Origin of the sequence: Roseovarius sp. EC-HK134, from assembly GCF_902498815.1 — a bacterium.
GTDB lineage: Bacteria > Pseudomonadota > Alphaproteobacteria > Rhodobacterales > Rhodobacteraceae > Roseovarius > Roseovarius mucosus_A.
This window is the reverse complement of record NZ_LR701544.1, coordinates 1,981,829-1,996,217: the sequence shown is the minus strand read 5'-3', so window position 1 is coordinate 1,996,217 and position 14,389 is coordinate 1,981,829. Positions and strand designations below refer to the sequence as shown.

General features: G+C 60.2%; 16 protein-coding genes. 7 read left to right on the top strand and 9 right to left on the bottom strand.

Features of this window, described 5'->3' with window-relative positions:
• Positions 1-60: 60 nt before the first annotated feature.
• Complete coding sequence (locus GC127_RS13610; protein WP_008279955.1) at positions 61-2,367, bottom strand: DNA topoisomerase IV subunit A; 2,307 nt, start codon at positions 2,365-2,367, stop codon at positions 61-63.
• Positions 2,368-2,524: 157 nt separating this feature from the next.
• Between GC127_RS13610 and GC127_RS13605 the strand changes: the two genes are divergently transcribed.
• The 6 genes from GC127_RS13605 (at position 2,525) to GC127_RS13580 (ending at position 6,738) form a co-directional block, all read left to right on the top strand.
• Positions 2,525-3,145, top strand: a complete 621-nt coding sequence (locus GC127_RS13605; protein WP_151978604.1) for an SH3 domain-containing protein — start codon at positions 2,525-2,527, stop codon at positions 3,143-3,145.
• Between the two features lie 39 nt (positions 3,146-3,184).
• Positions 3,185-4,015, top strand: a complete 831-nt coding sequence (locus tag GC127_RS13600) for an SDR family oxidoreductase (protein WP_151978602.1) — start codon at positions 3,185-3,187, stop codon at positions 4,013-4,015.
• 89 nt (positions 4,016-4,104) lie between these two features.
• Complete coding sequence (locus GC127_RS13595; protein ID WP_008279952.1) at positions 4,105-4,311, top strand: twin transmembrane helix small protein; 207 nt, start codon at positions 4,105-4,107, stop codon at positions 4,309-4,311.
• Positions 4,312-4,314: 3 nt separating this feature from the next.
• The gene (locus GC127_RS13590; RefSeq protein ID WP_151978600.1) at positions 4,315-4,887 is read left to right on the top strand and encodes a cob(I)yrinic acid a,c-diamide adenosyltransferase; all 573 of its coding nucleotides are present in this window, start codon (positions 4,315-4,317) and stop codon (positions 4,885-4,887) included.
• A 166-nt stretch (positions 4,888-5,053) separates the two neighbouring features.
• The gene (locus tag GC127_RS13585; protein WP_008279950.1) at positions 5,054-5,812 is read left to right on the top strand and encodes an electron transfer flavoprotein subunit beta/FixA family protein; all 759 of its coding nucleotides are present in this window, start codon (positions 5,054-5,056) and stop codon (positions 5,810-5,812) included.
• On the top strand, positions 5,812-6,738 hold the full coding sequence (locus tag GC127_RS13580; RefSeq protein WP_037297306.1) for an electron transfer flavoprotein subunit alpha/FixB family protein: 927 nt from the start codon (positions 5,812-5,814) through the stop codon (positions 6,736-6,738). The genes GC127_RS13585 and GC127_RS13580 overlap by 1 nt, the downstream gene beginning before the upstream one ends.
• A gap of 48 nt (positions 6,739-6,786) precedes the next feature.
• On the opposite strand, the gene GC127_RS13575 is transcribed toward GC127_RS13580, so the two are convergent.
• Positions 6,787-7,620, bottom strand: a complete 834-nt coding sequence (locus tag GC127_RS13575) for a DUF6473 family protein (RefSeq protein WP_008279948.1) — start codon at positions 7,618-7,620, stop codon at positions 6,787-6,789.
• A gap of 160 nt (positions 7,621-7,780) precedes the next feature.
• Between GC127_RS13575 and GC127_RS13570 the strand changes: the two genes are divergently transcribed.
• The gene (locus tag GC127_RS13570) at positions 7,781-8,656 is read left to right on the top strand and encodes a 3-hydroxybutyryl-CoA dehydrogenase (protein ID WP_008279947.1); all 876 of its coding nucleotides are present in this window, start codon (positions 7,781-7,783) and stop codon (positions 8,654-8,656) included.
• Between the two features lie 3 nt (positions 8,657-8,659).
• Here GC127_RS13570 and GC127_RS13565 read toward each other — a convergent pair whose 3' ends face one another.
• From GC127_RS13565 to GC127_RS13535, 7 genes are read right to left on the bottom strand one after another with little or no spacing between them, the layout of a single operon-like run.
• On the bottom strand, positions 8,660-9,541 hold the full coding sequence (locus tag GC127_RS13565; protein WP_037297304.1) for a lysophospholipid acyltransferase family protein: 882 nt from the start codon (positions 9,539-9,541) through the stop codon (positions 8,660-8,662).
• 54 nt (positions 9,542-9,595) lie between these two features.
• A complete protein-coding gene (locus GC127_RS13560; RefSeq protein ID WP_008279945.1) occupies positions 9,596-9,871 on the bottom strand; it encodes an HPr family phosphocarrier protein in 276 nt (91 codons plus the stop codon).
• Positions 9,872-9,887: 16 nt separating this feature from the next.
• Entirely contained in the window at positions 9,888-10,280 is a 393-nt protein-coding gene (locus tag GC127_RS13555) for a PTS sugar transporter subunit IIA (protein WP_151978598.1), read from the bottom strand.
• A gap of 14 nt (positions 10,281-10,294) precedes the next feature.
• Positions 10,295-11,224 (bottom strand): RNase adapter RapZ, encoded by a 930-nt coding sequence (gene rapZ / locus GC127_RS13550; RefSeq protein WP_008279943.1) that lies wholly within the window; start codon positions 11,222-11,224, stop codon positions 10,295-10,297.
• Between the two features lie 12 nt (positions 11,225-11,236).
• Entirely contained in the window at positions 11,237-11,674 is a 438-nt protein-coding gene (locus tag GC127_RS13545; protein ID WP_151978596.1) for an HPr kinase/phosphorylase, read from the bottom strand.
• Positions 11,675-11,678: 4 nt separating this feature from the next.
• Positions 11,679-13,391 (bottom strand): sensor histidine kinase, encoded by a 1,713-nt coding sequence (locus GC127_RS13540; RefSeq protein WP_008279941.1) that lies wholly within the window; start codon positions 13,389-13,391, stop codon positions 11,679-11,681.
• Positions 13,391-14,092 (bottom strand): response regulator transcription factor, encoded by a 702-nt coding sequence (locus tag GC127_RS13535; protein WP_037273860.1) that lies wholly within the window; start codon positions 14,090-14,092, stop codon positions 13,391-13,393. Before GC127_RS13535 ends, GC127_RS13540 begins: the two co-directional genes overlap by 1 nt.
• Positions 14,093-14,389: the final 297 nt, after the last annotated feature.

Sequence of the window (14,389 nt, the reverse complement as noted above, 5' to 3'; positions counted from 1 at the left end):
GGGCTCCTTTTGGGTCAGGCCGGGGCTATACGCCGCGCATCCGCAACAGACAAGGCCCGATCAGGTAAAGCGGTTGTCACGCGGAAAGCCGCGCGGGGCCATGCGCCCTGATCCAGCGCGCTTGCCCAACCATTCCTCAAGATTGCTTTCCGTGCGGGTGCGCCCTGCGGGATCGCGCCAAGTCAGACCGGCCGCGAGATCAAAGGTGGTGGCATCGGACAACCCACCGTCCTTGTATTTCTGAAGCCGCACGCCCTTGCCGCGCCCAAGTTCGGGCAATTCATCCAGAGCAAACACCAGCACCTTGCGATTATCCCCAACACAGGCGACGTGATCGCCCGTCACCGGGCGGCAGACCAAGGCGCGCGCCGGTTCTTTGAGGTTCAGCACCTGCTTGCCGCTGCGGGTCTGGGCGATCACCTCTTCCTCGGGCACGATAAAACCGTCGCCCGCGTCAGAGGCGACCAGCAATTTACGCCCCGGTTTATGGATAAGCAGATCGACGATGCCCGCCTCATTGGGCAGATCGACCATCAGGCGCAGCGGTTCGCCCATACCGCGCCCGCCGGGCAGGTTTGATGCGCTCAGCGTATAAAAGCGGCCATTGCTGCCAAAGACCAGAATCCGGTCGGTCGTCTCGGCATGGAACATGAAGCGGGGGCCATCGCCATCCTTGAACTTCAACTCGCGGCTCAGATCGAGATGCCCGGTCATGGCCCTGATCCAGCCCATTTGGCTGCACACCACCGTGATCGGTTCACGGTCGATCATCGCCTCAAGCGGCACGTCTTCGACGCTGCCCGCCTCGGCGAATTGCGTGCGGCGCGCGCCGATGGGATGGGTCTTGCCAAAGGTCTTTTTGACCTCTTTCAACTGATCGGCCACCGCCGCCCATTGCAGGGATACATCGTCGAGCAGATCCTCAAGCCCCGCACGTTCCGCCATCAATGTGTCGCGCTCTGCGCGCAACTCCATCTCTTCCAGACGGCGAAGGCTGCGCAGCCGCATGTTCAGGATTGCCTCGGCCTGCACCTCGGTCAGCCCGGCCTCTGCGGTGGGTGGGGGCGGTACATAGTCCGCCTCAGACATCGCACGCGGCACGGTGCGGCCCCAATCCTCGCGCATCAGCGCCGCCTTGGGATCCTCGTCGTAGCGGATGATGTCGATCACCCGGTCGAGGTTGAGGAAGGCGATAATCAGCCCTTCCAGCACCTCCAGCCGGTGGTCGATCTTTTCCATCCGGTGCACAGAGCGGCGCAACAGCACCTGCTGCCGGAAATCAAGGAAGGCGCGCAGCACCTCTTTCAGCGAGCAGACCTTGGGCGTTACACCATCAATCAAGACGTTCATATTGAGCGAGAACCGCACTTCCAATTCGGAGTTGCGATACATCATGCCCATCAACACCTCGGGGTCGACATTCTTGGATCGTGGTTCCAGAACCAGACGCACGTCATCGGCGCTCTCGTCGCGGACATCGGCAAGGATCGGCACCTTGCGGGTCTGGATCAGTTCGGCAATCCGCTCGATCAGCTTGGATTTCTGCACCTGATAGGGAATTTCGGTCACGACAATCTGCCATTGACCGCGCCCCAGATCCTCCAACTCCCATTTGCAGCGCAGACGGAACGCACCGCGCCCGGTTAGATAGGCCTGTGCGATGCTCTCGGGCGGCTCGACGATGACACCGCCGGTGGGGAAATCAGGGCCGGGGATATACTGCAGTAGCGTGTCGTCGCGGGCATCGGGCGACTTGATCAGATGCAGGCAGGCATCAATCAATTCCGCAATGTTATGCGGCGGAATATTGGTCGCCATGCCGACGGCAATGCCCGAAGAGCCATTGGCCAGCAGGTTCGGAAAAGACGCCGGAAGCACGACCGGCTCGCGCAGGGTGCCGTCGTAATTGTCACGGAAATCCACGGCATCTTCGGCCAGACCATCCAGCAGCGCCTCGGCAAAGGCGGTCATCCGCGCCTCGGTATATCGGCTTGCGGCGGGATTATCGCCGTCGATATTGCCGAAATTGCCCTGCCCATCCACCAGCGGATAGCGCACCGCGAAATCCTGTGCGAGACGCGCCATCGCATCGTAAATCGCCGCGTCACCATGCGGGTGATAGTTGCCCATCACGTCGCCGGAAATCTTGGCGGATTTGCGGAATCCCCCCGAACTGGACAGGCGCAACTCGCGCATCGCGTAGAGAATGCGGCGATGAACTGGCTTCAACCCATCCCGCGCATCGGGCAGCGCGCGGTGCATGATGGTCGAAAGCGCATAGGTCAAATAGCGCTCGCCAATCGCACGGCGGAGCGGCTCTGACACAGCCTCGGGCTGCATATTGGGGTCGTCCAACAAATCACTCATGGATATGGTGATAGCCCTGCCACCCTGCGGCGTAAAGCATCCAGAGGCCACAGGTTTCAATCTTTTCCGATTTCCCCTCATGCGACGGCACGAATCGGATATACTGGATGCGCTGCCAAGCACTTTAATCTGTCGTATGGTACTGGGGGGATGCGCAATGTGGCGCTTTATTCTTGTGAGCTTTGCTTTTCTGGGATGCTCTTTTTATGAATTGAGCGGCGGGGCTGATTATCGCCCGTCGGCCAATTCCATTCAGGCGCGTGCCCTTCTTGACAATCACCGGCCGCAGGCCCGGCCCTTGCGTGTGAATGTGATCGAACTGGCGCAGGATGGCACACCCCGGCAGGATGCCGAGGTCACGCGCACCATCACCTCGCTGCATGATCTGGGCCTCAGCATGGGTGATAAAGTGGTGCTGACGCTGGCCTCTGCCGAAGGGGACGCAACACCTGATCCCATTTCCCTCAACCTGCCGACCGTGCGTGTGGCAACGCCCACCGCCCTGCCCGACACCCCAGAGGTGGCCCAGCCCGTGCAAGCGGTTGCGCTGGACGGTGAGACGCTGGCCGCGGCCTCAGACCTGCGCCGGGTTTCGGGAAATTCGGTCAATCTACGCACCGGGCCCGGCACTGGTTTTGGTCGCGTGGCCAGCCTGAAGCGCGGCACCGAAGTGATCGTGCTGCGCGACCCCGGTGAAGGCTGGATCAAGCTGCGCGTGGTCGAGACCGGGCGCATCGGCTGGATGGCAGAGACGCTGCTTACGCTGGCCTCTGACTAACTCTTGCATCGCGGCGCGGCGCACGCCACAAGGTCGGGCATGACGCAACGCTCCATCCTGATCACCGGCTGTTCTTCGGGCATCGGCTATAACGCAGCCCACGGGTTGCGCGCGCGCGGCTGGCGGGTGTTTGCCGCCTGCCGGCAACAAGCCGATTGCGAACGGCTGCGCGCGGAAGGGTTCGACAGCCCACGCATCGACTATGCCGATGAGGCCAATATTGAGCAGGGCGTGGCCGAGGTTCTGGACGCCACCGGTGGGCGGCTGGATGCGCTGTTCAACAATGGGGCCTATGCCTGTCCGGGGTTGGTCGAGGATTTGCCGCGCGACGCCCTGCGCGAGATTTTCGAAAGCAACTTTTTTGGCTGGCATGACCTGACACGACAGGTGATCCCGGCCATGCGCGCGCAGGGGCATGGCCGTATCGTGCAATGCTCGTCGGTATTGGGTCTGGTCACACTCGGCTGGCGCGGGGCCTACGTGAGCACCAAATTCGCCCTTGAGGGGCTGACCGATACGCTGCGGATCGAAATGCGCGACAGTGGCATTCATGTCTGCCTGATCGAGCCCGGTCCCGTGACCACAAAAATCCGCGAGAATGCCCGCGCGCCATTTGAACGCTGGATTGACTGGGAAAGCGCGCATCGCATGGCCGAATATCGCGACAAGTTGCGCCCGCGTCTTTACGGCCCCTACGCCAAAGACAATTTCGAACTGCCCCCCGAGGCGGTCACCAAGAAACTGATCCATGCGCTCGAAGCGCCCCGCCCAAAGGCGCGGTATTACGTGACCACGCCCACTTACCTCATGGGCACGCTGCGCCGCATTCTGCCCACGCGCCTGCTGGATTGGGTGATCTCGAAAGCGTGACGGGCGCGCGCCCGCGTCATATTTTCCCTTTCGCTTTTCGCCCCGCGCCGCCTAGATGTGCCCCAGCACCAACCCCGAAAGGACACCTTATGCTGCAAGACCCGCTTTTCATCCTCATGGCCGTGGGCTGTATTGCGGTGGCGGTGATCCTGATCCGAGGCATTTCCACCTTTGGCAAAGAAGGCGTGGAGAATGCGAAACGATCGAACAAATTCATGCAGTGGCGGTTGATCGCGCAATTCATAGCGATCATCCTCATCCTAATTTTCGTATATTTCCGCAGGCAGGGAGGATAATCCATGGTCGTTCTCAACAAAATCTACACGCGCACCGGCGATGCAGGGGAAACAGCACTGGGCAATGGCACCCGGGTGGCCAAACATTCGGCCCGTGTGACAGCCTATGGCACGGTGGATGAGGTCAACGCGACCGTGGGTCTTGCCCGGCTCTATGCCAAGGACGAAACCGACGATGCGCTGGCACGCATCCAGAATGACCTGTTTGATTTGGGGGCTGATCTCTGCCGTCCGGATATGGAGCGTGACAAGGATGCCGAATATCCGCCCCTGCGCATGGCCTCCAGCCAAGTTGACCGGCTGGAAGCCGAGATTGACGCCATGAACAAGCATCTGAAGCCGCTGCGCAGCTTCATCCTGCCCGGTGGATCGCCCTTGGCCGCGCATCTGCATCTATGCCGCACCGTGTCACGCCGGGCAGAGCGCCTGACGGTAGAGTTGTCGGCGCTGGAGAACGTCAACGAATCGGCGCTCAAATATCTGAACCGTTTGAGCGACTGGTTCTTTGTCGCCTCTCGCATGGCCAATGACAGCGGGAAAGCGGATGTTCTTTGGGTTCCCGGTGCCAATCGCTGAAACACTCTGGCAACATTCTTGCGCTGAAAACCTGAAACGCGACGTCGCCGGACGATAACGTGACGATTTTGCCCTGTTTCCCGTGCGGCTGAGCCGGTATCAACGCGCTGGAGAGATTATCCGGGGGGCGCACTGCCCCCCTCCACCATTAAGGGAGACCATGCCAATGAAGGTGCTCGTGCCTGTCAAGCGTGTGATCGACTATAACGTGAAAGTTCGTGTGAAGGCGGACGGGAGCGGTGTCGATCTTGCGAATGTGAAGATGTCGATGAACCCGTTTGACGAAATTGCCGTCGAAGAAGCGATTCGCCTCAAGGAAGCAGGCAAAGCCAGCGAAGTCATCGCAGTCTCTATCGGCGTGAAACAGGCGCAGGAAACGCTGCGCACGGCGCTTGCCATGGGCGCGGACCGGGCCATTCTGGTGGTCGCCGCCGATGATGTGCATCAAGACATCGAGCCGCTCTCGGTGGCCAAGATCCTTGCCAAAATCGTCGAAGAAGAGGCACCCGGCCTTGTGCTCTGTGGCAAGCAGGCGATCGACAACGACATGAACGCCACCGGACAGATGCTGTCGGCGCTTCTGGGTTGGTCTCAGGCCACCTTTGCCTCGTCGCTTGACGTGGATGGCGACACCGCCGTTGTCACCCGCGAAGTCGATGGCGGCTTGCAGACGATCAAAGTCAAGACGCCGACCATTGTCACCGTCGACCTGCGCCTTAACGAGCCGCGTTATGCCAGCCTGCCCAATATCATGAAGGCCAAGAAAAAGCCGCTGGATGAGAAAACCGCCGCCGATTACGGCGTCGATGTCACGCCACGGCTGGAAATCACCGGCACCTCCGAGCCCGCAAGCCGCGCGGCGGGTGTCATCCTCGGCTCGGTCGACGAGCTGGTTGCGAAACTCAAGGAAGTGGGAGCCGTATGATGTCTGTTCTTCTTCTCGCCGAAGTCACCGATGGGGAATTGTCGCTGGATGCGACCGCCAAGGCGGTCACGGCAGCGGCCAAACTGGGCGATGTGACCGCGCTCTGCTGTGGCGCCTCTGCGGCGGCGGCTGGTGCTGCGGCGGCCAAAATCGCCGGTGTCAAAAAGGTGCTGGTGGCCGAGGATCCCTCGCTTGGGCACCGTTTGGCAGAACCCACAGCGGCGCTGATCGTCAGCCTCGCGGGCGACTATAGCCATATCGTGGCCCCTGCGACCACGGATGCCAAGAACGTGCTGCCGCGCGTGGCCGCACTCCTGGATGTGATGGTGATTTCGGACGCCTCAGGCGTGGTTGATGCCGATACGTTCGAGCGCCCGATCTATGCCGGCAACGCGATTCAGACCGTTAAATCGCGCGACGGCAAAAAAGTCATCTCCTTCCGGACCTCGACCTTTGACGCAGCGGGCGAACAGGCCGCAGCACCGGTCGAGACAATTTCGGCCACGCCGAACCCCGGCCTGTCGGAATGGATCGAAGACAAGGTTGCGGCCTCTGATCGCCCTGAACTGACCTCGGCGGGCGTCGTGGTGTCGGGCGGGCGCGGTGTCGGCTCCAAGGACGATTTCGCACTGATCGAAGGGCTTGCGGACAAGCTGGGAGCCGCTGTTGGGGCTTCTCGCGCCGCAGTCGACTCGGGCTATGCGCCGAACGACTGGCAGGTCGGGCAGACCGGCAAAGTCGTGGCCCCCAACCTCTATGTCGCCGTGGGCATTTCCGGCGCGATCCAGCATCTTGCTGGTATGAAGGACAGCAAGATCATCGTCGCCATCAACAAAGATGAAGAAGCGCCGATTTTCCAAGTGGCCGACTACGGCCTTGTCGCTGACCTCTTTACCGCCCTGCCGGAACTGACCAAAAAGCTCTGATTTGCGGCAAAGCGAACCCGAAACCCGCGCCTGATCGGCGCGGGTTTTTTATTTGCGCAACAAGGTTTCCAACACCGGCGACAGGGCACGCGATGCCTCGGAATGGGCCAGCAAACCGGGCAGATCGGCGGCGACCCCCTCTTGCATCGGATCAAACCGCATGCCGCGTGTGCCCTGCGCACAGGCCTCGGGGCTGATCACCACCTCAACCACATGGGCCGCCCGGGCCCCCACAGCGCGCAGCATGGCGCGGCTGACAAAGGCAGGATCGTCCGCGATGCCCGCTGCCTCATGCCCAAGGCCAGGCAAATGCCGCGAGAACCACATCAACACGACTGGCGCAGTCAACCGTTCAAGCAACGCCTGCATGCGCGCCACCCAGACCTCTTGCAGACCTTCGCGCAGCACCGCAAACCGGTCAGGCGAAATATCCGCCAAGCGCTGCATCATGTGGCGGGTAAAGTGGAACTCGGTAAAATCGACCTCAGGATAGAGGCGGCGCAAGCGGGGGCTCGCCTCTAGAAAGCGATCGTTGCGGCGCGGATGCACCCGGTAGAACGGATTGCAAAGGTTGATCGCCCCCGGCACCTGCAACACCACGGCGCGCGCGGCTGACACCAAATCAAGCAGGCCCTCATCCTTGAGAAAGGCATCGACACCCGCATTTGGCCAGCCGAAATTGACGCAGGCCGTTCCCAAGGATCGCTCCATCAGATCAGGATAGGGTCGGTCAATAAAGGTGCCGTAGGTTTCAGTGCCGCCAAGGCAGGCCACGAAATCCCCCGTCAAGCGGCGCTGCGGGCCGCGAAATACCAATTTTGACCCGTCATACCGGACAGGCCGATAGTCGAGGGGCCTATGCCCCAAGCGTTCAAATCCCATGTTACCCACCTTGATCTACTCACCCATGGAAAGGGTGGACGATTCCTCTTGCTAAATCGCTAAACGACCAATTCGCGGATTATTTTACCTATCCCATGCCCTTGCGGCCTACGCCCGCTGCGGCCTATGCTGCTGCAGCAATCGGACAGGGATCGGGCGGATGGACATCACGAGAATCGGTGTGGTTGGCGCGGGCCAGATGGGCAACGGCATCGCCCATGTGATGGCTCTTGCGGGCTACGATGTGCTGCTCAACGACATCAGCGCCGAGGCGCTGGATCGTGCCATGGCGGCCGTCCGCAAGAACATGGAACGCCAAGTCAGCCGGGGCAAGATCGCCCAAGACACGATGGAGGCCGCACTAGCGCGGATCACCACCACCCAGACACTGACCGATCTGGGCAAGACCGATCTGGTGATCGAAGCCGCGACCGAACGCGAGGCAGTCAAACAGGCAATTTTTGATGAACTCTTGCCGCATCTGGAGCCGCATACGATCCTGACCTCGAACACCTCGTCGATCTCGATCACGCGGCTTGCGAGCCGCACCGACCGGCCCGAGAAATTCATGGGCTTTCATTTCATGAACCCGGTGCCGGTTATGCAACTGGTGGAACTGATCCGGGGCATCGCCACAGACAAGGACACGTTCAACGCCTGTCTCGCCGTGGTCGAGAAACTGGGCAAGACCGCAGCTTCTGCCGAGGATTTTCCGGCCTTCATCGTCAACCGCATCCTGATGCCGATGATCAACGAGGCCGTCTACACGCTCTATGAAGGGGTTGGAAACGTCAAATCCATCGACGAGTCCCTCAAACTTGGGGCCAATCACCCGATGGGGCCGCTGGAATTGGCGGATTTCATCGGGCTTGATACCTGTCTTGCGATCATGAATGTGCTGCATGACGGCCTGGCGGATACCAAGTATCGCCCCTGCCCGCTGTTGACAAAATATGTCGAGGCTGGGTGGCTCGGGCGCAAGACCGGGCGTGGGTTCTACGATTATCGCGGAGAAGTGCCCGTGCCCACGCGGTGAGCGTTACTTGCTGCTATCACCCAATGAGAGCGTATGGGCGCGTAGCCATTCCATGAAACCGCGCGGGTCGCTTTCCAGCATCGCCATGCGCTCGTCGCTGATCGGCGCACCTACAACCGGCTTTTGGGCATTGTTGCAGCTATGCACGACCTCATGCAAAAGCAAACCTTGCCGCAGGGTGGCGGACGTGCGGTTGGCGATCTGATACCAGCGAGAATTCGCCCCCGGAAAAAAGATCGGCACGACGCGCGCACCGGACCGTCGGATCATCTGCGCGGTGAAGACATTCCATTCCCGTTCTATCGCAGGCCCAAACATCGTATCGCTTGAGGCCACGACGCCCGAAGGAAATACGCTGATAACGCCGCCCTCTTTGAGATGCGCCATCGCCTTGGCACGCATCTCGACCGATTTGCGCTGTGCATCGGGTTCGTGGGGAAACGGGACAGAGATCATGTAAGAGGCCGCCACCTCGTCGATCCCGGTCAAAAGCGCGCGGGTGAGGATCTTGTAATCACTCCGCCGCCGACCGATCAGATCGGCAAGGATCATCCCATCCACCAGACCATGCGGATGGTTGGCCACCACCACCACCGGCCCCTCAAGCGGGATATGCGCCACTTCTTCATCCGGGGTCAGCAGGGGAATACCCATGGTATCCAATGCCGCGCGCCAAAACGCCTGACCGGTTGGCGCACCACGTTTCTCGAATTTGCGGATCATGCGCAGGATGGTGATCTTGCCGGTCATCCATTCCATCACGCGGATGATGAACGAAGTCAGCCCGTTGTCAAAACTATTGGCATAGGTCAGGCTGCGGCGGTCGTATTTAGTATAGAGGACCGTATCGCCCGTCTCTGTGCCGGACTCTGGCTGCGCCTTGATGTTCACTGCTTTGTTCCTGTCCCGCTCGTGTCGCGACTTCCCGATCCCGCGCGCTTACATGCTTTCGCCAAACCTGTCGGCAACCAGTGCCGAAACCGCCTCTGCCAGAGGGGTTGCATCCGGCCCAACGACTTCGACGTCAATAGTGGTTCCTTTGGCCGCTGCCAACATCAAAAGCCCCATGATGCTATCGCCCGAGGCGGATTGGCCATTGCAAGAGACCTCTGCACGAGCGTCAAAACCCTCGACCACCTCGACCAATTTGGCCGCGGCGCGGGCGTGCAACCCCTTTTCGTTGACGATCTCCATCCGGCGGATCACCTTGTCCATGCTCGCCCCTGCCTTCCTACTCTTCTGATACATTATGGCTGTCGATGTATTTGCGCCCTGCCTCAAGCGCGGCGCGCACCGCATCGGGCAACGGCATGTGTCGGCTCTTGGCCAGCTTGATCAGCATCGGCAGATTCGCACCATAAAGTATGCGCCGATCATTCGGGCGACAGGCGCGCAGCGACAGGTTCGAGGGCGAGCCGCCAAAGATATCAGTCACAAGCACAACGCCGCCACCTGTGTCGACCGCATCAGCCGCTGCACAGATCTCGTCTTGTTTGGCGTTGCGATCATGGTCGCCCTCGATGGAAATCGCCATCACCCCGGTCTGGGCCCCCACCACATGTTCGACGGCCCTGAGATACTCATTGGCCAGCCCGCCATGCGCCACGATCACGATCCCGATCAAGACTGCGTCACTCCTCAGACGTCGCGGGCGGGGCCGGGGGCCTCTGCCCCGCTACGCCGCTCCAGTTCTCGGTGCCTTATTGACACTTGCCAGCCATCTTTCGCAAGGGTCGCACCCAAAGTTTCTGCCATCGCCACGCTGCGATGTTGCCCGCCAGTGCAGCCAAAGCCTATCGAGAGATAAGCCTTGCCCTCGGTCTCATAAGCGGGAAGCAGCAGTTCGACAATCTCTGTTACCCGCTGGCGAAATTCTGCAAAGAGCGGATCGCCCGCAATATGCGCCGCCACTTGGGGCACACGCCCGTCAAGGGCCCGCAGGTCTGGCTGCCAATAGGGATTGCGCAGAAACCGGCAGTCAAACACCATATCAAGGCCGCGCGGCAGCCCCCGCTTGTAGGAAAACGAATGCACCGAGACTGCAAGGCTTTCGGCATCGCCCGGCCCATACCAGCGCCCCAATTCTGCGCGCAGGTCATGCGGCGTCATGTCGGACGTGTCGATCAGCAAATCAGCCCGAACACGGACCGGGGCGAGCAGATCGAATTCGCGCGCGATTCCGGCCTCGGCACTCTCGTCCGGGGCCAGCGGATGCCGCCTGCGGGTTTCGGAAAACCGCCGTTGCAGGATTTCGGCGCGGCAATCAAGATATAGCACCTGCAACGGTTGGCCGGGGTGCCAATCACTGCGGTCGATCATCTCGATCAGGGCATTGGTCGAAAAATCACGGTTGCGGGCATCAACACCAAGTGCCAGCGGCTTGTCGGATTTTGGCGCCTCCAAAAGACGCGGCAAGAGCGAGAGCGGCATATTGTCGATCGCTTCATAGCCCATATCCTCAAGCGCACGGATCGCGGTGCTGCGCCCGGCACCAGAAGGCCCCGTGACCAGAACAAGGCGATTGCGCGTCTTTCCGGCCTCTGTTCGAGCGTCAGGCTCGGACGGCATGGTGTGGCTCCTTCAGATCAACGTCCCATGCATGAGATATAGCAGGACCGCAGCCGGAAAATGAGCATGATCCGCTTTTTTTACAAGCGGCAGGCTCTGCCCCAGAAGATCGGCATGTTCGAGCGGTGGCAAGCGGTCCGTGCTTTCGGTGTCCAGATCGACAATCAAAGCAAGCGGCTGTGGCCCGGTCGAGGGTATTTGCAGGATACCCATACCGCGCGCCTCGATCTGCCCGCGGATGGTTTCGGGCGCATCCGCCATGATACGCCCTGCCTCAAGCCAGAGACGGGTGCGGTCATCGGCGACCAACCCCGCGCCAAGCGCCAGAAGTTGCAGGGCAAGGCCGGACTTTCCGCGCCCCGATGCCCCCCGGATCAGCACCGCGCGGCCAGAATGCGCCACGCAGGTGGCATGTAGGATGATACCGTCAGGATGAGGCGCGTCTGTCACCGGCTCAGACCGGCAGACCCACGACAAAGCGCGCGCCCAAGGGATCCGAGGTGGCATCGGCATGGGTGGGACGAATGTTTTCAGCCCAGATCACACCATCATGCGCCTCGACGATCTGTTTGGAGATCGCAAGACCAAGGCCAGAGTTATTGCCGAAATCCCCCTCGGGCCGCTCGGAGTAGAAGCGTTGGAAGACCTTTTCCAGCGCCTGTTCAGGGATACCAGGGCCGGTATCTTCGACCACCACCAGCACGCGATTGGCACGGCGGCGCGCCCAAACGCGGATCGCGTCACCCTCTTCGCAGAAACTGATGGCATTGGTGATGAGATTGACAAACACCTGTGCCAATCGCCCCTCAAGCCCGGTGGTGACGATGGGCTGAGGCGGGAAATCCATGATGAATTCGATCCCGTTCTTCTGCGCCTCTTCGCCCAGATAAGTCCCAAGGTTCTGCAACATCTTGAGCAGATCAAAGGATTCTTGTTCTTCCTTGACCAATTCGCTGTCAAGCCGCGAGGCATTGGAAATATCGCTCACCAGACGGTCCAGACGGCGCACATCATGTTCGATCACCTCCAACAGACGCTCGCGCTGATCGTCGCGCTTGGCAATGCGCATGGTGCCCACGGCAGAGCGCAGGCTGGCGAGAGGGTTCTTGATCTCATGGGCCACGTCAGCGGCGAATTGCTCGTTGCTGTCGATCCGGTGGTAAAGCGCCGAGACCATGCCGCGCAACGCACCGCTAAGACGCCCGATTTCATCGGGGCGCGCGGTCAGGTCGGGGATACGGATACGTCCCTTGGCCCCTTTGCCCTTGTTACGGTCGCGCCCGATTTCCGCAGCCGCCGCCAGATCGGCCAAGGGGTTCGAAATGGTCGAGGCAAGAATGAGGCTGAGACCCACCGATACCAAAGTGGCAATCAGGAACATCTGAAGCACGCGCTCGCGCTCTACCCTTGCCAGCTTGTCAATCTCGCCGCTGGCATTGGCCAACGCCACCACCGCGACAGGTGTATTGCCTTGCATCACCGGGGCGGCCACCGTCAGAACAACGCCCTGCGCGGTCTCGGCGGTGCGCACTTCTACGCCGCCGCCCACTGCCAGATCGACCATGTCGCGGGCCACATCCTCGACCACACGGCTGGCAGAGACCTGATCCACGCCAGAAAACGGGCTTGAAATCCGATCCCACACCCGGCTGAGAAAATCCGTCATTGGCGTTGATGGCAGGGTCGCGGTGCGGTCCTGACCCATCGTATCGCCCTGCTTGCGCCCCACCAACATGCCGGTGCGATCAAACAAAAACACCTCTGTTCCGGTCTGAATATCCAGATTGTCCAGCGTGGTGGCCATATCCACCCCATCGCCGGTTGCAAAACTGACCGGCGCACCGACAGGCAGACGCGCCTCGACCACATCCGCGATCAGGGCTGTCTGCACCATCAGGCTGTTGGCGCGCTGCATCGCGAGATTGTCGCGTGACGAATTGAGATAGAGGATACCCACAACCAGCACGTTGAGCGCAATCAGGTTGAAGGTGATAATCTTGCGCGTCAGCGAGGAGTCACGAAAGCTGAACCAGCCGCGTTTGGCGCGGCGGGCATTCAGCTCTCCTTCGTCCAGACGATCCGGTGCGACAAAATCATCGCCAAGGACAAGGTCGTTATCCTTTCGCGGCTGCACGCTCCGCACCCCTATCCGCTCGACCAGAGCCATTATTCTTCGTTGTACCGATATCCGATACCATAAAGCGTCTCGATTGCCGAAAACTCAGGATCGACCATGCGCAGCTTCTTGCGCAGCCGTTTGATGTGGCTGTCGATGGTGCGGTCGTCGACATAGACCTGATCATCATAGGCCACATCCATCAGCTGATCGCGGCTTTTGACGAAGCCGGGCCGCTTGGCCAGCGCCTGCAGCAGCAGGAATTCGGTCACGGTGAGTGACACATCCTGCCCTTTCCAGCTGACCGAATGGCGCAGCGGATCCATTAAAAGATTGCCGCGTTCGATCACCTTGGTTTCTTCGGTTTCGACCACGACATGCCCATTGGCTGCATCCTGACGGCGCAGAAGGGCGCGGATCCGTTCCACCAGCAAGCGCTGCGAGAACGGCTTTTTCACATAGTCATCGGCGCCCATGCGCAGGCCCAGAACCTCGTCGATCTCATCATCCTTGGAGGTGAGGAAGATCACGGGCATCTGCGATTTCTGGCGCAGGCGTTGCAACAGGTCCATGCCATCCATGCGCGGCATCTTGATGTCGAGCACGGCCATATCGGGCAATTTCTTGCTAAAGGCGTCAAAGGCCTGTTGGCCATCATTATAGGTTTCAACCTCAAAGCCTTCGGCTTCGAGTGTCATGGATACGGATGTCAGAATATTCCTGTCATCGTCCACGAGGGCGATTTTGGACATAGTTCTATTCCTTTTACTGCTCGGTCTGCCTGCATTTTTTGTGCCACTATGCTCTGTTTCCGGTCGTTTGATCAATTCAAATCTGCGAATCAGCCGGGTCGCCATGGTCGATTGACGCAGAAATATCTTGAGAATGGCTAAATTGACTCACTTTACACGCTCTGGCAGTGCAATGTTTGCGCCACCATCCACTTGGTTGCGCTAACCTGCGGCTGGTTGCGCTAACCATATGAATCTGCCCTGTTATTTTTCCAAATCGGCATGTTAAGAGCCGCGCAGCCGGGCATGCTGCCCGAC